Source organism: Roseofilum sp. KMC-1, from assembly GCF_057802075.1.
In genome coordinates, this window is record NZ_CM173605.1 from 3,211,383 (window position 1) to 3,234,625 (window position 23,243).

General features: G+C 46.9%; 17 protein-coding genes. 2 read left to right on the top strand and 15 right to left on the bottom strand.

The features are described from left to right. Window positions 1-12: 12 nt before the first annotated feature. The 15 genes from AC3FZD_RS14905 to AC3FZD_RS14975 all read right to left on the bottom strand — a co-directional run bounded on the left by AC3FZD_RS14905 (window position 13) and on the right by AC3FZD_RS14975 (window position 21,094). Window positions 13-777, bottom strand: coding sequence for a hypothetical protein (locus AC3FZD_RS14905; RefSeq protein ID WP_488736784.1), 765 nt, complete (start codon window positions 775-777; stop codon window positions 13-15). Further along, entirely contained in the window at window positions 777-1,571 is a 795-nt protein-coding gene (locus AC3FZD_RS14910) for a PilN domain-containing protein (RefSeq protein WP_488736785.1), read from the bottom strand. Before AC3FZD_RS14910 ends, AC3FZD_RS14905 begins: the two co-directional genes overlap by 1 nt. A 12-nt stretch (window positions 1,572-1,583) precedes the next feature. Further along, entirely contained in the window at window positions 1,584-2,696 is a 1,113-nt protein-coding gene (gene pilM, locus AC3FZD_RS14915) for a type IV pilus assembly protein PilM (RefSeq protein ID WP_488736786.1), read from the bottom strand. Between the two features lie 117 nt (window positions 2,697-2,813). After that, window positions 2,814-3,608 carry an ABC transporter ATP-binding protein gene (locus tag AC3FZD_RS14920; protein WP_488740357.1) on the bottom strand — a complete coding sequence of 265 codons (795 nt, stop codon included), beginning with the start codon at window positions 3,606-3,608 and terminating at the stop codon, window positions 2,814-2,816. A 172-nt stretch (window positions 3,609-3,780) separates the two neighbouring features. Then, a complete protein-coding gene (locus tag AC3FZD_RS14925) occupies window positions 3,781-5,781 on the bottom strand; it encodes an ABC transporter ATP-binding/substrate-binding protein (RefSeq protein WP_488736787.1) in 2,001 nt (666 codons plus the stop codon). 33 nt (window positions 5,782-5,814) lie between these two features. Beyond that, entirely contained in the window at window positions 5,815-6,654 is an 840-nt protein-coding gene (ntrB, locus tag AC3FZD_RS14930) for a nitrate ABC transporter permease (RefSeq protein ID WP_488736788.1), read from the bottom strand. 38 nt (window positions 6,655-6,692) lie between these two features. Next, the gene (locus AC3FZD_RS14935; protein WP_488736789.1) at window positions 6,693-8,036 is read right to left on the bottom strand and encodes a CmpA/NrtA family ABC transporter substrate-binding protein; all 1,344 of its coding nucleotides are present in this window, start codon (window positions 8,034-8,036) and stop codon (window positions 6,693-6,695) included. A gap of 287 nt (window positions 8,037-8,323) precedes the next feature. Continuing rightward, entirely contained in the window at window positions 8,324-8,833 is a 510-nt protein-coding gene (locus AC3FZD_RS14940; RefSeq protein ID WP_488736790.1) for a hypothetical protein, read from the bottom strand. A 371-nt stretch (window positions 8,834-9,204) separates the two neighbouring features. After that, complete coding sequence (locus AC3FZD_RS14945; protein WP_488736791.1) at window positions 9,205-10,422, bottom strand: hypothetical protein; 1,218 nt, start codon at window positions 10,420-10,422, stop codon at window positions 9,205-9,207. Window positions 10,423-10,463: 41 nt separating this feature from the next. Continuing rightward, window positions 10,464-11,663 (bottom strand): hypothetical protein, encoded by a 1,200-nt coding sequence (locus tag AC3FZD_RS14950; RefSeq protein ID WP_488736792.1) that lies wholly within the window; start codon window positions 11,661-11,663, stop codon window positions 10,464-10,466. A gap of 65 nt (window positions 11,664-11,728) precedes the next feature. Beyond that, window positions 11,729-15,154, bottom strand: coding sequence for an nSTAND1 domain-containing NTPase (locus AC3FZD_RS14955; RefSeq protein ID WP_488736793.1), 3,426 nt, complete (start codon window positions 15,152-15,154; stop codon window positions 11,729-11,731). A 142-nt stretch (window positions 15,155-15,296) separates the two neighbouring features. Beyond that, window positions 15,297-15,542 carry a hypothetical protein gene (locus AC3FZD_RS14960; protein WP_488736794.1) on the bottom strand — a complete coding sequence of 82 codons (246 nt, stop codon included), beginning with the start codon at window positions 15,540-15,542 and terminating at the stop codon, window positions 15,297-15,299. A gap of 497 nt (window positions 15,543-16,039) precedes the next feature. Next, entirely contained in the window at window positions 16,040-17,449 is a 1,410-nt protein-coding gene (locus AC3FZD_RS14965; RefSeq protein ID WP_488736795.1) for a DUF1822 family protein, read from the bottom strand. Window positions 17,450-17,473: 24 nt separating this feature from the next. Further along, on the bottom strand, window positions 17,474-18,916 hold the full coding sequence (locus AC3FZD_RS14970) for a sigma-70 family RNA polymerase sigma factor (protein WP_488736796.1): 1,443 nt from the start codon (window positions 18,914-18,916) through the stop codon (window positions 17,474-17,476). A 246-nt stretch (window positions 18,917-19,162) separates the two neighbouring features. Then, entirely contained in the window at window positions 19,163-21,094 is a 1,932-nt protein-coding gene (locus tag AC3FZD_RS14975; RefSeq protein WP_488736797.1) for an ATP-binding protein, read from the bottom strand. 162 nt (window positions 21,095-21,256) lie between these two features. On the opposite strand from AC3FZD_RS14975, the gene AC3FZD_RS14980 reads away from it, so the two are divergent. Next, the gene (locus tag AC3FZD_RS14980; RefSeq protein ID WP_488736798.1) at window positions 21,257-22,114 is read left to right on the top strand and encodes an eCIS core domain-containing protein; all 858 of its coding nucleotides are present in this window, start codon (window positions 21,257-21,259) and stop codon (window positions 22,112-22,114) included. A 29-nt stretch (window positions 22,115-22,143) separates the two neighbouring features. Next, the gene (locus AC3FZD_RS14985; RefSeq protein ID WP_488736799.1) at window positions 22,144-23,130 is read left to right on the top strand and encodes a hypothetical protein; all 987 of its coding nucleotides are present in this window, start codon (window positions 22,144-22,146) and stop codon (window positions 23,128-23,130) included. Window positions 23,131-23,243 lie beyond the last annotated feature (113 nt).

Below are 23,243 nucleotides of genomic sequence, written 5' to 3' on the forward strand. Positions count from 1 at the left end.
TCTCACTGTCGATCAACCTTCCGGTGCTGCTTCTGGTGCTGCTTCCGGTGCTGCTTCTGGTGCTGCTTCCGGTGCTGCTTCTGGTGGTGCTGGGGGAGCAGGTGGGGGAAGATCGGCAGGCAATAGGGCCTTAATTTCCATATCTGTGGTCAGCTTAGGCGTATTCCGGGCCACTAAACTGCCCCCTTGGTACAATACCTCTTGGGAGGAAGGATCGACAGTGACTGTCATGGACTCAACCACCAGCAAGGGTTGAAGCCGTTCAATATTCAGCAACACTAAACGAGTCTGATCGAAAGTGCCCGAAAATTGCAGACGATAACCCTGGCTTTCGAGTTTTCCATCCACTTCTGTTCCCAAAGAGCCATCGGTGACCAATTGTATGCCATCAGCATTTGGCTCAAACTGCATTAACTCCACTCCCCGCTCCCTGAGAATGCGGTTAATATCCAATAACAGCGTATCTAGGGAAGTTTCATCAGCAAAGAGGGTTTCAATTTCTTCACTTTGCCGCTTGGCTAACTCTTGGTCTTCCTGAGCTGCCAGCAACTGATTTTGCAGCTCTTGCTCTTGTTTAACTTGAATTTGTTTATCATTGACTTCCGTTTGCAGTTCCTGATTTTTCTGCATAGCTGGCAGCACTTGGCTATAGGCTAAAAATCCAGCAATTCCTAACCCAAGGACACCAATACCAATACCGATAAACAGATTCGTTTGATTGCCGCCTTTACCTTCAGCTTCAGCCCCAACCGTTCCTAAATCTCCTGCGAGTGTCATTATTCTAAAATCCCCTTTTGTTTCAAGGTTTCAATCCGGCTGACTAAGCCAATGGCTCCTTTACTTTCGAGTTGGGCCATTAATTCTGATGCCCCTTTATCGGAAAAGGGTGTTTCAATGTTAAAGGCGACCACATCCGGCAGCTTTACTTCTAACTCACTGCCTTCTGGAACTTCAACTTGAGTATTATCGGGTTGCCGGTTAGCCCGAAGGAGTTGCGTTTGGTCTCCACCGAGAAAATCTGAGTTTTTCAGCAGCAGCATAAAATCATTGACATCATCAAAACTGCGGGCGGTTCCAGAGATTTGTAGTCCTTTGACATCTATGGTTGCGTCCGGGGTTTCTGGAGGGGGATTGGGGTTAGGCAGTTGTAACTCGATTTGTTCAATGCTGATAATTTGAATCGTAGCCGGGGCGCGATCGCGGATTTCTTGCAGCAGGGCTGACCAGGGTTTAATCTGATTAAATACCGTGGCCAGAGACCCCGTTTGGGCGCGAATAGCATCCGTTTGCGCTTTTACCGCCTCAATTTCCTGGGCTTTAGAGGCTTGTTGTTCAATATTGGCATTAATGCCCTCTAACTGAGCTTGCAGTTCGGCATTTTGCTTGTCAAAGATAGCAATTTTCACCCCCAAGGTTGCGCCCACAGACGCAGCACCCACCACCAAACCGACAATAATGGGCAGGGCATCCGCAGGACTTGCACTGCTACCTCCCCCCCCTTTTTGGGTGGTTGAGGGAGTCTCTAAATATCCCGGTCTATCCTTAAGGAAATTAATATCGAGTCCATACATGGGTGTTTTCCTCTAAATCACATATCGTAAACCTAGACCCAAAGCGATACCCAATCCCGGCCGTTGGGCAGGGGGAATTTCCTGATCGATTTCCAAAGATAGGGCTTCAATGGGATCGACTTGGGAAGTGGGAACACTGAGCCTTTGAGTTAAAAATTCATCTAGTTGACCAATGCCCGCCCCACTCCCAGCTAGGAGTAGTTGGGCGACTTCTTGGTTTTCTCCTTGGTTTACATAAAAGTCAATGGATCGCCGCAATTCATCGGCCAATTCTCCCAATACTCTTACCATAGCAGCCGCGCCGGGGTTGGAGCCAGTCATCCCGGTTTGCACGCTATCAACGGGAGTGAGGGGAATAGTCATACCTTGGAGAATTTCCGGGTTGCGGGATGGGGGTAGGTTCATCGCTTGACAGAGGGCATTTTGGATCTGGTGGGTTCCGATGGGAACGGTACGGGAAAATTGGGGGACACCATCGACGACGATCGCAATTTCTGTGCCTTCAAATTCTATATTAGCGATCGCCACCGCTTCTCCTAGGGCAAATTGTCGCAACTCCTCACGAATAGTGCGAATCAGGGAAAAGCTACTGATTTCTAAGACATCCAGGCGCAACCCGGCTTGTTCAAAGGTATTAATATAATTATCGGTGACTTCTTTGCGCGTCGCCACTAGCAAAACCCGTACCTTTTCAATGCCATCATCATCGATCATCAGATCGAGTTTTTGGTAATCTACATCTGCTTCTTCTCGTGGGAAAGGTAGGTATAATCCCGCTTCTTGATTGAGTACCATTTCCCGCAGTTCATTATCATCTAACTCTGCTGGAACCGGGATTAGGCGGGTGACGGCTTCCCGTCCGGAGACCGCAGAAGCCGCATTTTTAACAGTAATTTTATTTTCTGCCAAACAGGATTGGATCAGTTCTGCCATGGCAGGAGCATCTAAAATTTGTCCGTCTTCATAGATGCCTGCTGGCACTTCTATGGAGTGAAAGGATTGGAGTTTGTAGGCTTGACCTTTTTTCAGGACTTGAACAATATTAATCTGTTCGGGAGTCAGTTCAACACCAATCCCTTTTGGCCGTTTAGAGATTAAACTTTTCAGGTTGTCAAGAAGATTCACAGCAGTAGCTTCCCTAAGTTGGAGTTAGGCGATAATACTCCTGTTATAGCTTATAGCGTTACACCCTGGTAATGGCTCACCCGTTTTTCACTTGTTCAACCCCATTTGCCTATGGATTTAGACATCTTCGTGGGCGAAGCGACGATAGAGGAAATCGAGGGCGTAGTTTCGCAATTCGTAGAAGCGAGGATCTTCCATAATGCGAGCGCGATCGCGGGGTCGAGGGAAAGGAATATCAATAATATCACCAATGGTGGCGGATGGCCCATTGGTCATCATCACCAGGCGATCGGCTAAAAACAAGGCCTCATCGATATCATGGGTAATCATCAGCACTGTGCAGCGATTGTTTTGCCAAATCGTGAGCAATTCTTCCTGGAGTTCTTCTTTAGTAATGGCATCGAGAGCGCCAAATGGCTCGTCTAATAAGAGCATACGAGGATTCATGGCTAAGGCGCGGGCGATCGCCACCCGTTGCTTCATCCCCCCAGACAACTCATGGGGGCGCTTATGGGCTGCGTCACTCAGGCCAACCATGGCCAAATATTCCTGGGCAATAGCCAACTTTTCCCGTTGAGATTTGCGCTTAAAGGCAGCATGAACCCCTAGCCACACATTTTCTAGAGCCGTTTTCCAGGGGAGCAGGGAATAATTTTGGAACACCATCATCCGATCGCAGCCCGGTTGGGTAATGGGGCGATCGCCGAGATAAATTGTCCCTAATGTGGGTTGGATAAACCCCGCCACCATATTGAGTAACGTAGATTTGCCGCACCCTGAATGGCCGATGAGGGTAATAAATTCTCCTTCGTGTACCGCCAGATCCAGATTTTCAATCACAGGATAAGGGCCATTCGGTGTGGGATAAATCTTAGAGATATTCTGAACTGACAGCAAGGGCTGGGTAAGCATGGACTGAGATCGAGGAATAGAGGATAGAGGGTTCATGGCAGGAGAAGGGGATAGGGGGTTTAAAATCAAAACACTTAAGTTGAGCGTCCTAGGAGCTTGTTGAACGCTCTGAGGAGCTGACAAGCTTGCCTCTTGCTCCTCAGAGCGTTCAATCTCGTGCTTCCCAGGACGCTCAAGCGGCTTGTCTGGAACCGTCGAGATTCACTTCTTCAATACGGAGATCCCGCTTGATCGGCAATTGGTACAAGTAATCTAAGGGATTATTGGGATCAAAAAGGGTACTATCAAACACAGAGAAGGGTTTAGGGGTTGGCTCTACGTCTGGCAATCCCAAGTCTCGTGCTGCCATGCTGAATAGATCCAAACGGCGAATCCGTTGCAAAGCGTCTACCCAGTTTCTGGGGAAGGGAGTGATGCCCCAGCGAGCGAGTTGGGTCATGATCCAGAGCGCTTCTCCGCGGTTGGGACAGTTGGAGCGATCGAAGAAAAATCGGTTGAAAGAGGGTAACATTTCTGGTTCTCCGTCTTTTTCTCGCAGGTAAGGCTCCAGGAAACCGGGAGCCGTATAGACGCGATCGCTACCCACATATTCCGGCAGGCAAAGGGTTTCTAGGATTTCTGGGCGATGACGGGGATCATCGCAATACTCACAGGCTTCTAAGAGAGCTTTCAGCAAGGCCAGGTGAATATCTGGATGCTCGTTGGCATAGTCTTCCCGCATTCCGAATACTTTTTCGGGATGACTGGGCCACAGATCGGCGCTAGTGGCGATCGCAAAGCCTAAATCTTCATGGATAGCGCGAGAGTTCCACGGCTCGCCCACACAGTACCCTTCAATATTGCCTGCCTTGAGGTTAGAGACCATTTGGGGAGGAGAAATTACACTGAGGTTGAGATCTCCATCGGGATCGATGCCCCCGCAGGCCAGCCAATGGCGCAGCAAGAGATTATGCATGGAAGCGGGATGAACCACGCCCAAGGTGTGGGGTCGATCGGGGTTAGCCAGGAAAGCAGCTTTGAGGTCTGCTAGGGTTCTTACGCCCTGTTGATAGAGTTTCTTGCTCAGGGTGATGGCATTGCCGCCGCGACTGAGGACGAGGGCGGTGACGATGCTGACGGGGGGGGTTGGCCCCATGCCTAGGGTGAGGGCAATGGGCATCCCGGCCACCATTTGGGCGGCATCCAGGCGGCGGTTAATTACGCCTTCGGCGATCGCCGCCCAACTGGGTTCTCGACTGAGGGTGACTTGTTCGAGGCCATGTTTTTTGAATAGCCCTTTTTCTTGGGCCACGATGAGGGGGGCACAGTCTGTGAGGGGAATAAATCCTATTTCAATCGGCTTTTTCAGTCCAGAGGTGACTACTGCGGGGGCAGAGATAGCTTGTCGGCGTTTTGCCCGTTTTTGTTGGTTGAGGAAGTAGATAATTTCGTTGCGTAGTCCGTAGTAACTCGGATGATTGACGACTTCCAACCGTTCGCGAGGGCGGGGGAGGGGAACATCGAGGATTCTGCCGACTCGCGATTCTGGCCCGTTGGTGAGCATGACGATGCGATCGCTTAATAATAAGGCTTCATCTACATCATGGGTAACCATGATACAGGTGGCATGGCTTTCTTGGCAGATTTGCATCAGGCGCTCTTGCAGGCTGGCACGAGTCAGGGCATCGAGTGCGCCGAAGGGTTCGTCTAATAGTAACAGTTTGGGGCGAATGGCGAGAGCGCGGGCGATCGCCACCCGTTGCTTCATCCCCCCTGACAATTCGTGGGGGAACTTATGCTTGGCATGGTGCAAGCCTACCCAGTCAATATGTTGGTTAATCACCTCCCGTCGCTCTCCTGTGGGCAGGTGTTTCATAACCGAATCCACCGCTAAAGCCACATTTTGATACACCGTTTTCCAGGGAAGCAGAGAGTAATTTTGGAAAACCACCATCCGATCTGGCCCGGGTCGATCCACTTCTTTCCCGGACAAAATTACACCACCGCTAGAGGCTCGGTCTAATCCCGCCACAATCCGTAATAAAGTAGATTTGCCACAGCCAGAATGACCGATTAACGAAATAAATTCTCCTTGTTCGATGGTGAAATTGATGTTTTTCAGAGCAATATAGGGTTCACCCTTGGGCAAGGAAAACACCTTATCTAGGTGGTCAATCTCAACGAAGTTTTTCATGATGATGGGGAATGGGTAATGGGTGTACTCAGATTAAGAGGGTTCTCCGGGGACAATACGGTTGGCAATAAAGACAACCAATTTATCGAGGAGCAAGCCGACAATGCCGACGTAGACAAGGGCGAGAATAATTTCACTAATCAGAGAACTGTTCCAAGCATCCCAGATGAAAAAGCCGATACCGACACCACCGATGAGCATTTCAGCGGCAACGATCGCCAACCAAGATAGACCGACTCCTATTCTTAAACCCGTAAAAATATAGGGGACGGTGGCAGGAAATAGGACTTCAAAGAAATAATCCTTTTGCGATAGTTGCAATACTCGCGCCACGTTTTTATAGTCTTGGGGAATGCGTTGAACGCCCACCGCCGTGTTGATAATGATCGGCCAAATTGCAGTAATAAAAATTACGAATATGGCAGAGGGTTCACTGTTGCTAAAGGCGGCTAAGGAAATGGGCAACCAGGCTAGGGGTGGGACAGTTCGCAACACTTGGAACATGGGGTCTAGGGCATCGTAGAGTAAACTGCTACTGCCAATGGCGATGCCGAGGGCAATTCCCGCGATCGCCGATAAGGTAAATCCGATCGCCACTCGTTGTAAACTAGCGAGAATCTGCCAAAACAAACCCTTATCGGTTCCCCCATTATCAAAGAAGGGGTTAATAATCAGTTCCCAGGTGTCTTGCAGAACCTTAATTGGGCCAGGTAAAGGTGCTTGTGGACTTGCACACAGCAGTTGCCAAAGGGCTAAAGTAATCAATAGAGCGATCGCAGATACAAAAAACTGCCGTGTATTTTCAGAGAACCATGCGATCAAGGCAGCCCCAGGATAGCGACGGGATCGGCGGCGAGAAGAAGATGGAGTCATAATTCAGAAAAGAGGATAATGGGGTAATGAGAAAAAGGCTAGATTTTCTTAATGTCTAACGAGTCTAGATAAGCTTGAGGATTCTCTGGGTCAAATGTCTTACCATCAAAGAACGTTTCTACGCCACGGGAGGGACTGCTGGGAATCTCTGCGGCTGATACCCCTAGTGCTTGGGCAGCTTCGCGCCACAGATCCTCACGGTTGACTTGATCGACTAAGGCTTTAGTATCGAGGGTGGGATCTAACATTCCCCAACGGATATTCTCAGTCAGGAACCAGAGATCATGGCTCTTGAAAGGATAGGAAGCATAATCGCGCCAGTATTTTTGCATCAAATCCTGGTTTTCCATCTCCCGCACCCCAAAATTGAACTTACCAACAGAGCGATCGATAATATCCTCATAGGGAACCTTAAACCATTCCCGTTTAGCCAAAATCTGACACATTTCTGGCTTATTTTCATCCTTATCGCACCATTGTTGAGCTTCTAATATTGCCATCAACAATGCCTTAGTTGCTTTGGGATTTTTATCCACCCAATCTGCTCGCATTCCGAAGGCTTTTTCTGGATGATCTTTCCACAATTCCCCGGTTGTTAAGGCTCCATAACCAACCTCTTGATTCACCGTTTGCAACGGCCAAGGTTCTCCCACACAAAAGGCTTCCATGGTTCCAGTTTTCACATTCGCCACCATTTGTGGAGGAGGAACCACAATCGTGGATAAATCTTGATCTGGATCAATTCCTCCTGCGGCTAACCAATAGCGCATCCACATATCGTGAGTACCCCCAGGAAAAGTCACCGCCACTTTAATGTCTTTGTTATTAGCTTTTGCTTGAGCAAAGACTTCTTTGAGGGGAGAGCTATCCAGACTCACTTTCAGATCTTGGTAAGTATTAGCAATTTGAATCCCTTGCCCATTGGTATTCAATCTGGCCAGAATATACATGGGTAATGGTTTGCCATCAGTGACTTTACCTGTGGAAATCAAGTAGGGCATGGGAGTGAGGATATGTGCCCCATCAATTCCGCCTCCAGCAGAGCCGAGGACGAGGTTATCACGAGTGGTTCCCCACGAGGCTTGTTTGACTACCTGTACCTCTGGCATTCCATACTTGGCAAATATCCCTTTTTCTTTGGCAATAATTAGGGGGGCAGAGTCCGTGAGGGCAATAAAGCCTAAAGTCGCAGTAGTTACTTCCGGGGTTTCAAGGGCAGCCGTAGGAGAGGGGGCGGTAGTTGAGGGAGCAGCAGCAGAGGGGGAAGGGCTGCTGGTTGCATCGGGAGTGCTGGAAGTGCCTCCACAGCTATGCAAGAGCAAGGCACTGGTGGTAGTAGCGCCAGCGGTGAGTAGAAATTTGCGTCGAGAAAAGTTAGACATGGATTGGTAAATCTCCTTGGAAGGGGGCGGTTGCCTTACTCCCTCTGTAGGGTAGAGATAAAAAATCCAAGATTTCGTGACTAACGTTACAAAATGTTGCTGTTTATTGCGAATTCAAGTAATGTTATATGCGGTTTTTGCATAGGTAGAGCGATCGCTTCTCTGAATGTTTAGGGAGTAGGGAAGGGGCAACAAGCAATTAGGAATCTTTTCTAGCTACCCAACAAAAAACGATCGCTACTCTGAATGAGGCGATCGCGTGCAATACAATAGGTTAGTGTGATTTGTCATCTCCCAAAAAGACCAACGCCGTAATAGCAATAAGACTCTGAACAACGCGCCATCGAAGTTTTCACATAGAAACGACCACTCCGGCTAGGTGACACCTCGACGATGGGATAATCATCGCTGCTGGTATCAGAATCAATTAAGTTTCCATAGCCATCGTAGAGATACAGATCTAGATCTTGGCAATCTTGATCGCACACTCCCAGTAGAGCATAGGAGTGGCCAGAATAAAGGGTGACGGAGATCGTTTCTGAGCGATTATCATCTAAGGTATTTACATAAGGAGTATCAACTACTTGATGGTTACTTAAAATACCCAAACCAATAGCAGCATCCATTAACTGTTGGTAGACGACATCCGTATAGCGGTTCGCAAACGCGGCGGTGGGAGCAGCAACTAGCAGACCAGAAAAGAGGGCGATCGCGGTTTTAATTGTAGCTTTAGGTTTCATAAAGTTGGTGGTAGCTTGGTAAACAGATTGCACAGAAGAGGTGATAAAAGAATTCATAACGTTGCGCCTGGAATGAACGAGTAGAGTGAATTTGAACCTGAAGCTTGATTAGCTTCTGTACTCTTATAGGGAAAGGTTCAAGAAATTATGCAGATCAACCCAAAAGCTGTTTTGGCAATTTGTAGCGTTAAAGAAAACCCCCAGTTGGTTAACAACTGGGGGTTTACGGTAGGATAGGCTATTCAGATTGAGCCAGATCTACTCCGATAGTATGCACTCTAACTCTGGGAAATCGATCGTTTTTTAGGAAATGACTCCAGAGTTAGAGGGCAACGAACTGAGGAAATTGAGATCTGGGTCAATCTTCGCTTTGCCGTACCATCCACACTAAAATCCCTAAAATCTGCTCTACGGGGGGTAGGGGATAGTCAGCCAAGTCGAGGGCGATTGGCCAATCGTGTTAACTTAAAAGGCATAGTTAGGCTACCACAAATTCCATCCCCACTAATTTCGTTACCATCACTACTAACTGTCCCTACCCATCTCATAGGACTTCCTCCTCTAGCTTCAAACTGATTTCCTAATAGAGTCCCATAATCCATTGGAACTGGCCCATCAGGTGACATACTCAGTTGGCTGCCATTTTGGTTAATACTCATGAGACCAGTATACGTTCCTGGAGAAACAGATTCGCATTCACCACTGGTGGGTGAATAAGTAAACCAACCAAAATCAAATTGCCAACTACCATTTAAATCAATTCCAGTGGTTGATGCTGTAGGTTGGGTATTGGGTTGACTACTTGGAGCGGGTGAAGCGATTACTGGAGAACTCGATCTTGCAGCCGTCGCTAATTCAGTTAACTGGGCGACAATACTACTTGCTGCTCTATCTGGTAAATCAGGTGATGACCAGTTATTGGGATTTAAGAAGTCTCGCATTCCTGGAGAATTGAGAATAGCATTAGAATCTATGGGAGTTACTGTATCTTGAGGATATTCATATCGTTCTCCTGCTCTAATCAGTCTGCCTTGGGGATATCGGTCTGACCGAACTTGCACATCTCCAATTAAAAGATCAACCACAACTCCAGTAGGACTATCGGCAGTTTGCAGTAAACTTTCTCCTGGAGTAGGGACAACAACAACTTCATTTCCACTTTGAGCAGTTTTGGCTCTCTGTGTTAATAATTGACTGGTAGTAGAATCACTCCGTTGCACTCGAATTCCTTCCTCACATCCCCTATCGCCGCCTCGTTGCCAAGCAATGGTAAAACCGCCTCTGGCTGTACAAGGAAAGCTCCATTGTGAGGCAGTACGATGGGGGCCGGCTCGGACAATTAATCCGGTTGAATCTTTCGGCGCATTGGCGATAAATGCCAGATTTGCCCAATGTTGATTATCGCCGGGAATATAGAGAATGCGATTTGATTCTAGTCGGTCTTGCAGTTGGATGGGTTGGCGGTTGCGGCTGTTTCCTATGCCTAGGGTTAAGCGAGTACCTTGGAATTTGACAATGTAGGCAGCATCGGGGATCAGTCCGTGACTGGGAAGGCTGGTTAGGAGAATCAAGGTTAAGGTCAGGAGACTGACAAAAGCAAAGAACAATCGCTTAACTCTGCCTAGAATATAAAGTCTATTGATCATGATTCTAAGTACAAATTCGTGTTGATTAAAAGCGCTAAGAATTAATCGCTCTTCCTTAATGTGAAAGGGCCAGATCTACCATCACAAGCGCTGCCTACTACTCTTGCAGTTCCTTCAACTACTCCTTGTTCCTTAATTGAACCATTTAGTATATAACCATAAGTATTACCTGGCTCTGAGAATCTTAATTCTACTTGATCTCCATTAATTGAACTATTTATAGGAGTAGTTCCCACCAGAGAATTATTCTCGTCAACCCACATGGCTTCACCATTGAAGGAAGAACCAATTAAATTTAATTCTAGATTACTTTCATAGCTTTGACCGCAAGTATTAACATCGAAATGTACATTATGTGCAGTAAATGATAGATTCCACTTATGACTGGTCTGAGTGGGTGTAGATTGACTGGCTGTTTGCTGTGGCAATTGCCTCAAAGCTGTTTCTAATTCAGTTAACTGTGCCACAATACTACTGGCGGCTCTATCCGGTAAATCGGGTGATGTCCAGTTATTGGGATTGCGGAAATTTTGCAGTTCTGGAGAATTGAGAATCGCATTGGAATCTATGGGAGTTACAGTATCTTGAGGATAGGCATATCTTTGTCCTGCTCTAATCAATCTGCCTTGGGGATATCGGTCTGACTGAACTTGCACGTCTCCAATTAAAACATCAACCACAACTCCGGTAGGACTATCTGAAGTTTGAAGAAGATTGTGGTTGGGAGTGGGAACCACTGTAACTTCATTTCTGCCTTGAGCTATTACAGCTTTGCCTGCTGATAATTGGCTGGTTGTAGAACCACTCGGTTGCACTCGAATGCCTGATTCACATCCCCTATCGCCGCCTCGTTGCCAAGCAATGGTAAAACCGCCTCTGGCTGTACAAGGAAAGCTCCATTGTGAGGCAGTACGATGGGGGCCGGCTCGGACAATTAATCCGGTTGAATCTTTCGGCGCATTGGCGATAAATGCCAGATTTGCCCAATGTTGATTATCGCCGGGAATATAGAGAATGCGATTTGATTCTAGTCGGTCTTGCAGTTGGACCGGTTGACGGTTGCGGCTGTTTCCTGCACCTAAAGTTAGGCGACTTCCTTGGAATTTGACGATGTAGGCAGCATCGGGGATGAGTCCGTGACTGGGAATACTGGTTAGGAGAATCAAGGTCAAAGTCAGAAGGCTCACCAGAGCGAATAGAATTTTCTTGGTTTTCTTGATGGTATGGAGTAGGTTAATCATGGTTGTTTGAGGGTTGAATTTAAGTACAGAATTTGGTGCTTTTGTGAGAGAGGTTTTGATCCCCTCTAGCCCCCCTTAAAAAGGGGGGAAATGGAGAAAGTCTCTTTTAAAAAGGGTGAGTAAATCAATAAAGTCCCCCTTTTTAAGGGGGATTTAGGGGGATCGAAATTCACCGAATAAGAGGGAAAATGGCTAGAAGAGTTAAGAGAGGCAGGAGCATGGGTAACATCACAACTATTCAGGCGATTAATCGCCGCATCAAAAGGAGGAACGAGGAATATTTTCATGGTTAGGGTTAATCCATCTAATTCTTCACATTTGGCAGCTTGATAAGCAGAATCTTGAGCAAACCAACCACAGCGATCGCCAGTATGCTTGCGCCAGAGCGCGTCGATCGCCTTTAATAGCTCACAAGGGAGATAGTCGGCTTCTTCTGGGGTTTGCAGCTCCCCATTGTCATTCAAATCCGCTTTAGTCCCCCATTCCCGCAGCAAAATGGCGTAAGTCGTCTTTAGCGCTCCTTCCGTATATTGCTCCTCATAATCGAGTAAAGAAGTCTCATCGCGCAATTGACCGATTTCGCCCTGACTCAGTTGTGCTTCCAGTTGAGGTAGGCGATCGCTGATAATGGTTTCGACTAAGGCTTGTTCAGTGTCTAGAGCCAGGTTTTCTAGCTGCTCTCGCTCGGTAGCACTCAGTTGAATCACCTCATTTTCGGCAGGCTGGAGTAATTGCTTGGACTCAGTTAAAATTGTGCGGTAGTAGGCCAGAGCGCGGTCAAGGTCTCCCCTACGCTGCTGTCGGTTGGCAATCTTGAGAAAATCCGGCAAAAGCGATAACAGTTGGGGTGTCCCCACCTCAATCCCCGCCGAAACATCCTGAAGAATGCGAAGAGACTGCTGTCGCTGCCACCAGGAAAATCCCCCAGCAATGAGTATAATCAAAAACGATGCAACTGCGGCGAGGGTCGTTCTCTGGGCGGCAATTCTGGCTTTGCGCTCCTGCTGTAACTCCCGCTCCCGTCTCTCTTCTTCTTCCTGGAGGAGGCGATCACGCACAGCCTGGCTGACAATAATATAATCTCTCGCCAAACTTGACAGCGCCATCCCTTCCGTTTCCGAGTCTAGGAAACCCTCCGCATCAGCTAACTTCACCCCTTGGAGCAAATAACTTAACTCCTCTGGTTCTCCCTGCTGTTGCCACTCTTTCGCAGCTCCCTCAATGGCTCGCTGACGGTGCAATTGTTCTCGGTTTTCGTCTAACCACTGCCGCAACAAAGGCCAGTGGCGAATTAGAGCTTCATGGACGATATCCACCGAGGTTTCATTCGTCACCACCAACTTAGCCGCCGCTAATTTCTGAATTACGGACTCGACCAACTCTTCTGTACCCGACACAGAAGGAAAGGGGGCAATTTGCTGTAACTCTTGCTTCGAGACTTGGCGGCGCGTTTCTTGCGCTCCTGCTGCCAACTGAGTTAACTCCAGAACTATCCGTTTGGCAATCTCTTGCTCAGTAACATCAAGTCGGTCGTAAACCTCCTGAGCATAGCGAGTTAGGGCAAATTCTACGCCGCCAATGTCTTTATAAGCTGCATGATTGAGACGACCATTTCGGGGCTGTTCCCAGAGTAAAGTTAAAGCAAATTCGAGCAGGGGGAGATTGCCCGGTTCTGCTTGCACAGCCTCTAAAATGCGATCGCTTAACCCTGGCTCAATCAGCATTCCCGCCTTAGCTGCGGGTTGGGTAATGGTTCGCTCCAACTCCTCCCGATTCATGGGGCCGAGTTTGACATCGGCATTTTGCAAGGCATCGGTTAAGGGTCGGTCGTTGATAGCTGGAGCGAAAAAATCAGCTCGTAAAGTGATGACGACTTTCAGTTGGGGAATGAGGTTAATGGCGCTTAACCAACTGTCTAACCAGTCCTGGCGCTCTTGAAGATTCTCAACCAGAGTATACAATTCTTCAAACTGGTCAATCACTAACAAGATTTCGGTAATATTGGTGGATCTCGATAAAATGCGTTCGATGACTGCTCGCAGTGATATGGCTTGAGAAGATAAGGCGCTGGCCAGTTTTTTCGCTTCAATCAGTTGGTCAGTTGCGCTCAGTTGGGGGTCTAGGTGGGAGATAAGAGCAGTGGAGAGAGAGACAAAGGGCTGATCTCCAGGACGTAGAGTGAGAATGAGGCGATAATCTGAGCGCCATTGAGGAATTAAACCGGCAAACACCACAGAAGATTTCCCACTACCTGATGCGCCAATAACGGCCACCAAAGGCTTCTCGCGAACCGCCTCGACTAACTGTTCAGTAAAGGTTTCTCGACCAAAGAAATAGGGCGCATCTTCTTCCCGAAAAGCAGATAACCCGCGATAGGGACAAGCAAGGATTTTTTCTTGGCTAATATCGGCACAAATTCCCCCCAAATCTTCCCAAGTGGGAGGAAGAGTTGCCGGGTTTTGATAGATAACTGGTAACCAAGTGGCGCAAGGAAATCGATCTTCTATGCCTTGCAGTCTTTCCCTAGCTTCTCTGACCGATAAGTATAGGGATTGACCTCTGGCAAAGGCTTTGAGGAAATATTTAAGAAACTCCTGAGCCACCACATCGGGCACGGGTTCGCGCATGACGATCGCCTGGGGAATATGCAAATCGGCTAGATTTCGAGCTAATCCCAAGCCATCACAAGAGTTGAAAATGGCCAAGCGCAATCCTTTGGCAATAGAAGTTTTCAGGGCATTTTTTAGTTCAGCAACGGTTAAACTATCCGTCTGATTAATCGCTAATTTTCCGGTCTCGCCCTCCGTTGAGCTATGGCCAGAAAAACAGAGAATATCCCATCCTTGGGCCCATAAAGTATCTGTGAGTTCTTGGCGCTTCGGTTCCACCAGAAAGGTGACTTCTGCCCCAGGGAGTTGTTCAAGTAAGCGGCGATCGGCTTGAATATCAATGCCTTCACTATTGCCCAAAATGGCCAGAATTTTAATCTTCTCTTTGGGATGCTCGATCCTCTCAACCTCTTGGTATTCGGGGGAACTGAGGGCAATTTCGGCTTTGGTGTAGTCTTCAACTAAAAGTGTCCAAAAGTGCCAAGGTAGTTGCTGATTTTGCAGGTCTTGGGTTTGGATAATAAAGCGAATGATTTCTGAAGCTTGCAATTTTTTCAGCAGTGCTTCTTTGACGGGCCGAAATTCTTCCGAGTTGAGCCATTGATTGAGGTGATCTTTAAGCTGTTGGGCTGCCTCAGTACAAGGTTGAGTGACTGAAACTTGGGTCTTTTGTTTTTTCGGTTTCTCTAGCCGTGCTGATAGTCCTAAGCTGCGATAGGCGACTTGCCATTGCGTATAGCGATCGCCCAATTTCGGAGCTGGAGGCAATGTCCCAGTTACTTCGACTGACGGACGCGAAGTCTCTTCACCGATCTGGAGCGTAACCGGAAACCCTTGGGCAAAGCTACCGCTCCCTAGTTTGAGAATGACTAATTGAGTCATGAATGTGGCCTTAATTGTGTAGGGTCAACAGTCTTTGACTTTAGCCGCTATCCTTATAGTCACGGAGTATACACTAAATTCGCTGACAAGAATGTAACTTTTCTTGTCAGCGAATGTTTCAGAATGTGAATACAGCTCAGGATTAGCGATCGCCCAATAACCAAGCGCCTAGGGCCAGTAATCCCAGTGTGCGGGTGGTTCCCAAGGTCGTATCTTGGACAATATTGCCATGGGTATCAACCACCATCGCTTGCCGGCCATTGCCGCCATCATAGATGATAATAAAGCCATTTTCACCTTCTTGATAACCGAGGTAGTTGGCAAAGGGATGATATTCGGCAACCAGATTAGCAAAAATTTGGTGCATGACAGTTTCAGAAGCAGACATCGGAGTGACTCCTAAATTTTTCCCGACATCTACTTATTGGGATGACCTAATCGATTTATGCACTCAGTCCGATCCCGTCTTTTTAGATGTAGCCAGCATTTAAAGATTTCCTAGGAGAATAACACCTGCATAATTGGCTGAATCCTTTCCAATAACAGAGTGTAGATCGCAATAAACAAGTGTTATGAACGCTCTGAAATCACGACCAATTGCCAATGTCCTTCTGGTGCTAATGCTTGCTCAATCTGGACTGACTTTTGCTCGAACTTCATTGGCAAGTGAACAAGGATTCGTTAGCCCACCACCACCACCTCCTCCTGATGAGCCAATTGTTCCCACCAATTAATCCTCTTTTGAGATTCTCCGAAAAAAGTGGGTCAAACTCTGATTCTTTTCTTTCCGCAGGGTGCGTTACGCTTTTGAGACACCCTGTTTTTCTATGTAGGGGCTTTCCGGACGGAAAGCCCCTAGAAAAGCGTCGGGAGAGGGCAAGTCCGTTAAATCACGAATGCCTCTGTAATTGCCGTCTCTCCAAGGGCGACTCGGACGCTAAAGTGTTCGCCGCGATCGCCCCCTAATTTAAGCTGAATGTAATTATCGCGCTCTCGGCTTTCGGTTTCCAAGAACATATCCCCTTCGTCATCCAGCACCGTTAACTGGACTCCAGGAGGGAGATAGGTCTGGTTTCCCATCGGATTTAATCGCAGGAGAATCGCCCGATTGTCGTCTCCTTTGGGCAAAATCGCCACCATTAAGGCTAGGGGATAATCGCCAAATTGCATTCCTAAATCAGCAATTCTGCGAACTCCCGATCCGGGATGGTCTGGGGAAATTGTCCATAAACTTTCGGCTGCGGCCCAACGAGTTTCTTCGTCCTCTGTAGTTTGAATTAAATTGACCAGAATGGGAATAATTTCGGGATGACCTTGACCCATTGTGCCTAACTCTTCCGCCGCGATTTTCACTTGACCTTCATCGGCACTGGTTTGTATCCGGTTAATCAAAATGGGAATACGTTCTTCTGGATTTACGGTCATTTCTAAATTGCGAAAGGCCAAACTTAAATTACCTGTTGAGTATGCCATAAATTGCTCCAGGGTTTGCCACTGAGCTTCAATCTGGTTTTCTAACCAATTGGATAAATGAGTTAGGGTTTCAGTGGCGATCGCCTCTACTCTCTCTAGAGGAGTAGTTGTTTTCCATACCTGCTCTCTCCAATGGGATTGAGTCAACAAGGCGGCCCACTGGGGAAAAGGAAGCCTAAACCGGCGTGAATTAATGGCTTGCGAACTCAGTTGTGCTAACAACTGTTCGGCTTCTTGGGCAGATAAAACCGGTAAAGCTTCGATTGCCACTTGTTCATTCGGACACAGTTCCATCGCCACCCACATCACATTCAGGTCTTGAATGACATCCACTCCATCTAAACTGTAGGTGCGATCGCCTGTATCATAGACGGCCAAGGTTTTTAAGTGTTGATGGGTGGCATATCCCCAAATTCGCACATAGCTATCATCGGGACAAACTTGTACAGCGAGATAATAATTAGCTGTCCAATCTGGAATATCCACCCATTCTTGGGGGACAATAAATTCCTCAGTATCAATAGCTTCACTGGGAATGACCACAATTCTAGTCTCTCCCAGGGCGATCGCCGTTCCATTGATACCTTCCCACAATTTTTCAGCGTCCCTCTCATTGGGCAAAATTTGCGGTTCAATTCCCGATTCTTCAGCCATCCAAGACAAAACCGCCTGGAGACAGAGGCAGTTCAAATAGGCATTCCATCTTCCAATTTCCGTCGCAAATCGATCATGGGGCGGCCAAGCTGCTTCCCTCTCCTGCGGTGAGATTTCCAGCCAAACTTGGTTAGAATTGAGTGTCAGTGATTCATTCATCGTTAACATGGTCTAATTCCTCCTGTTGATTAGTTAAAGAGAGCCATAAGGCAATTTATACAAATATGTCTCCACAAAATTAGTGATCGCTTTCTGGGCTGCTTTATTTTCTTGTAAAGAAAGCTGAAACTCCGTTTCGATCTGATGGTATAATTCTTGCTCTAGCCTCGATCTGATTTCGGCGATCGCCTGCACAATTTCCCCTTGTCCCCATCCCATTTCCTGGGCAACATCTTCAAGCTTCAAGCCTTTACCAAAGTGTAACTTAAGGAGTTTTAGTTCATCCGACTGGCTGCGATCGATTAGAGATTGTTTTAAGGGACTGCACAAGTTAGCAAAACTCATTTTTTCTAGCCAAATATCCAACACTTTGGACATCTCACCCAGTTGGTTAGAGCTAATTGCAATCGCCAGAGTTTCTTGACACCATTGAGCTAAAGATTTCAGCAATATTTTTTTCAGTTTGTCTTTTTGACGAGACACTTGATACTGCTTTTCAAAGCCAAAAATCAGCGCCAAATCTGATTGAGTCATCTCCAAGCCATACCAGAGCTTAAGTAGCCTGCGATCTGCTACTGGAAATTCCTCCAAAGTCCGAGACAGAACTGCACCAATTTGTCTAAAGCGCTCCGTTTCTGCTTCTGTCTCTTCTACCTCTTCTAGAGATGGCTCAGACATACTCACCGGTTCATACGGACTATCATCTAGCGCTACAGTCTTGGTATTAAAACTCTCTCGAATCGCTTGAACTGCTAGATCGAGTAAGGTTTGAATCATTGCACCATCCGGGATAAAGTCCTCGGAAGGATAGTGTTGGCGATAATAAGAGGCGATTGTGTCTAGTTCTTGCCGATTCGGGGGTTGCAATTGTTTGCTACCATCAGCTTTCTTGGGTACATACTGTTCCCGAAAACATTGCCAAGCTTGCAAACAACGAGAAAAAGTAGGCTCTTTGACATTAGCTTTAGACAAAGCATCTTTGAGTTTCTTTTTCGTGATGTTTCGTAGCAGTGCCGGCCAACTATATTTACCTAATTCCAGACCTTGACGCAGTTGTTCGCGAACAGCACTTTCCAAGGGAAAATGAGCATAAGTTCTTACACTGCTACTTTTATAATCATAGCTTCTGAACAGCTTGACTGGATTCAGCACCACCATTCTAGCCATCTGGAAAACATCCACTTTTCGCTCTGAATGCTGCTGGGAGACTTTCCACGCTGTCCGATGACAGGCTTCTTCTAAATAGGCAGCCAGATGTTCTCGTGCCAGTCGATTAACTGAGGCTTCTACCATCGATGCTCTGAGCCAGTATTGGGCCCAATATTCTTTGTGCATTCCTGGCTCTTTCTCCACCTTCTGAGTCATGGACTTGGCCAAACGGGGCGATTTTTGCCACCCCGGCCCAATTCGGTCAAATTGGTCATCAATATCAAGAAATGTTGAAAATAATTCAACAATATCTTTGCGCGATTTCATGGTACATTCATCTCCTTCATCCTTGATGTGTTATTGAAACTTTACATAATCAAGCCTATCTATTTATTAGGGTAGTTTTATAGAATTATGCAATATTGCAGGGAGAGATACAATTTTCCTTAGAACCTGCGAATCCGGCATTAGCGTTTCTGCAACAAGTGAAACAGCGATCGCCCAGTCCCTCTTACAGCCCAAAGTGCTGTAGCCCTACGTTATCCTTAAATTCCTTTGGAGAGAGTATAAGAATTAACTATTCCAGCCTTTAGTCTCTTTTTCGGTTAACAAGCGCTCTAGTTTAATATATTCACTTTTTGTCGCTTCGTACAAATGTTTCATGCTCACCGGTTCGCCAGCATCGGCGGCTAAAAATGCGGCGTTGAGGGCGATATTGCGGATGTTTCCCCCAGCCACATTCAGGTTAGAGAGTTTGCGGGGATCTAAGCCTTCTGTAGGGGTTTTGGTGGGGAAAATTCGCTTCCAAATGGCTTCGCGACTGTCCCGATCTGGGAAAGGAAATTGAACAATAAAGCGGATACGGCGCAAAAAGGCTTGATCGATCGCCCCTTTTAAGTTAGTGGTGAGTACGCATAATCCCTGATATGCCTCGATGCTTTGTAGTAAATAACTCACTTCCATATTAGCGTAGCGATCGCGGCTATCCTGCACTTCGGAGCGTTTCCCGAAGAGAGCATCGGCTTCATCAAACAGCAGGATCGCGCCTCCGGTTTCGGCAGCATTAAACACTTGTTTTAAGTTTTTCTCGGTTTCCCCAATATATTTACTGACTACTGAACTCAAATCAATGCGATATAAATCTAACTTTAGCTCGCGGGCAATAATTCCTGCCGCCAAAGTTTTTCCCGTGCCACTTGTCCCCGAAAAGAGGGCACTAATCCCCAAGCCACGGCGCTCATTCCCGGCAAAGCCCCAATCCTCATAGACTCGTACTCTCTGACGTAAATGAGCCACCATTTGATACAATGTTTGTTTGTGTTGCGTTGGTAAAATTAAATCTTCCCAGGTTGCCTTAGTTTCAATCCGCACCGCTAGATCATCTAAGTGGGGGCGAGCTTGTAGGCGGCAAAAGTGCCAGAGGCGATCGCCCACTGAATCTCCTTCTTTAGGTTCGATTTCTAATGTCGAACAAGCCGCCTTAATCGTCGTTGAGGGTAAATTAAACTGGGAGGTAATCACCTCTAAATGACCGTTCAATTCCTTCGTTGCTTCTCCTAAATGGGTTTGCCACAGATGCAATTGTTCATAATAAGAAAGCTTGGGCACATCAAACGTCAGCAGGGGAAGATAAGGAGAAGAAAACCGGATCGAAGTCGAGATGATAACCGGCGTTTTTAAGTCCCGGATAAAATCGGTTAAAATTGCCTGTTGGCTCACTTCTGAACCCTTGATTGGATCGTATTCCAATAATAGTAAAGTAGGAGCCAAGAGCATCACCCGTCGCCAGCGATACACCAGATGTTTAAGCTCTTTAGGATCGCTAGGTAGATGGCGACTAGAAAGCACTTTTACGGGCATTTGAAAATAGTCGCCAATCTGTTGGCAGATCGCCCGTTTATCCTCGACATTCCAGCCGCAGAGTTGCACTGGATGGGAGGTTAATAAACCCGAAATTCCTAACTCCACAATCTCTTGATGGGATAGAGATAAAGAGGGAGCTGGGGGCGCAAGGGATTCGAGCAGGAGGGCTAAGTCTTGATCTTGATAAAGACTTCCCAATAAATAATGTAAAATACTCTCATCTATCTCTAGTTTAGTGTGGGTAATATCTTCGTTTTCGGCTAAATTGAGCAAGTTCCATAATCTGAGTGGTCTTTGGGGATGAAGGGCTTCCCAATGGAGATCGGGAAAAAGGGCGATCGCCAACTGAAACGTAGGATAGGTTAAATTCGGATCTCCCTGAGCATGGGCACAAAGCGCCGGAACTTGGGGATGCAACGTCCGCGCTACACAGAGCAATAGCACCTTACGCTCAAAGGGGGAGAGTTCAAACACTTTACATAACTGCTCTAGAGCGGGAAGCGGTTCACCCGTATCGGAGGGGAGAATATCAAGATTAATGAGGGGAGTATCGGGAAGAGCCAGATCGGGATTTTGCCGTTGACTAATGTGGCGATCGAGACGACGATGGATCTCACCAATACAAAGACTCAAATACTCCATAGGCTCTCGATACTCACCTCTAACCATCAAAACTTAACACTTAAATCTCCACTTCAACCCATCATATTCTTAAGTTGGATGCAATTGGGGCTGCAAGCAACCCTTAAGCTTAAATTGAACTGATATAATAATAGCAAGCTTGTTTCTATGGGTTCCTCCATTATGCGTTCCTACATCCGTCGCAAAAAAACCGCCCAACAGAGTTCTGCTCCTCAGAAGTCCTCCACTCGGTTTGCGCCCAAAATTTTGCCCTCCGTACAGCGCAAGCAGAGCCAAGAAAAAACCCTACCGCCCTTTAAACCCGCATCGAACTATAACTATACCAGCCTCCATGAAATGTATGGCCATCCCGCTCCCGTACAAGCCAAACTCACCATTGGGGAACCGGAGGATGTTCACGAACAACAAGCGGATGCAGTAGCCAGTCAGGTGGTTCAAGAAATTAATCAACCCGAACCAGTATCCACGGAAGGAGTACAGACTAAAGAAGATGAGGGGAGCATGGGAATACCCGAACAACTGGGTATTCAGCGCAGTGAGGATGAGGATGTGGAGATGAAACCCCTTGATTCTGCGGTGCAGCGAAGTGAGGATGAGGATGTGGAGATGAAACCCCTTGATTCTGCGGTGCAGCGAGAAGGAGATGACGAAGATGTAGAAATGAAGCCTAAACCGGGAGTGCAACGGGATGCATTAGGAGGAGGAAGGGCTACCCCAGAGTTTGAAGGAGAACTCAAACAAGCCAAAGGAGGGGGAAAACCCTTAGATCCTAAGTTGCAAACCAAAATGGGAGAAGCGATGGGGGCTGATTTTAGTGGGGTGAAGGTGCATACCGATCCCAAATCCCATAGTTTGAGTCAATCCATACAAGCGAAAGCCTTTACCACGGGACAGGATGTGTTTTTCAATGAGGGACAGTATAAGCCATCAAGTCCTCAAGGTCAGGAGTTAATTGCCCATGAACTCACCCATGTGGTGCAGCAAAAGGGGGCAAGTGTACAGCGTAAAAAAAAACGTTAAAGGACTCCGCGAACGCTGAGAATACATCCATGATACAGCGCGTGTATCATGATGCAGATCTGAATAAACATTACAGCCATGCTCTCAAAGGACAAGTCATTGATGATTCTAATGGTGTAATTACTGCTGTTTCTACAGCTTCAACCATGGGGCATACTATGCTATTTACGGAACGATTGAAAGGTGGTGTCCCCGAAAGCCATAAAATTGAATTAAGAGTGGCTGGAAAATCTGATGGGTTGTCGGCTAAAACGGATGCGTCTTCTACGGGAACTGTGAGTAGTTCTAGTGGGGTAGGATATAAAGAAATTCAGATTACGAATAAGCCAGCTTCAGACGATAGTTTAGATCGGATTCGCTCTAGTCCAGTCAGACGAAGCTGGGTAACGACTCCAGATAACATTGAGAAGGCTCAAGATAAAGCGAATGACGTGGCTGCCAATAAAGCCAAATATAGCTATACCCTATTAGGGGTTTCTCCTTTTATTAAACAGGCAATTAATTGTGCCCGCTTTGGGGAAGTGGTACTGAAAGCGGCTGGAATTGATGAAGCTTCAGCCGGGACGGTGATTAAAAAGCCGGTGACTTTGGCTTCTGGAAAGGATGTAGACTATACAGAAGATCCTGATTATATACAAAATGAGAACCGTAAGAGACAAGAAGCGGAACAAAGAAGACAGCAAGCGGAACAAAGAAGACAGCAAGCTGAATTAAATCGGGCAAGATATGCTGCTTTGCCTAAAGTTCTTAAAGGGACAACTTTTACGGATGGTAAAACGATTATGGGATCGTCTACACAGGAGGGGCCGTTAACGACTCAATATACATTCCGAAGTATCCCCGATGAAGGCATATCAGCGATGAATGATAATGAAATTGAATTAACACCCTTTAAAATCGTGGTTCTGGTTGATGATGGTTTAGCAGTAATTGAGCGACAAAGCCCTAGAGGAACGGTTTACGTTAGTTTGGATGCTTTATTTAATTTAGATACTCAGCAGGTGATTACCGATTAGTGGAGTTGAGTAGCGGGTAGGGTGGGCAGGAGAATAAGGGATAGACTTGATATCACTCGTCCATTTCAAATAAGGCTTTTAGATCTCGATACCCGCTAACAATCCTTAAAATT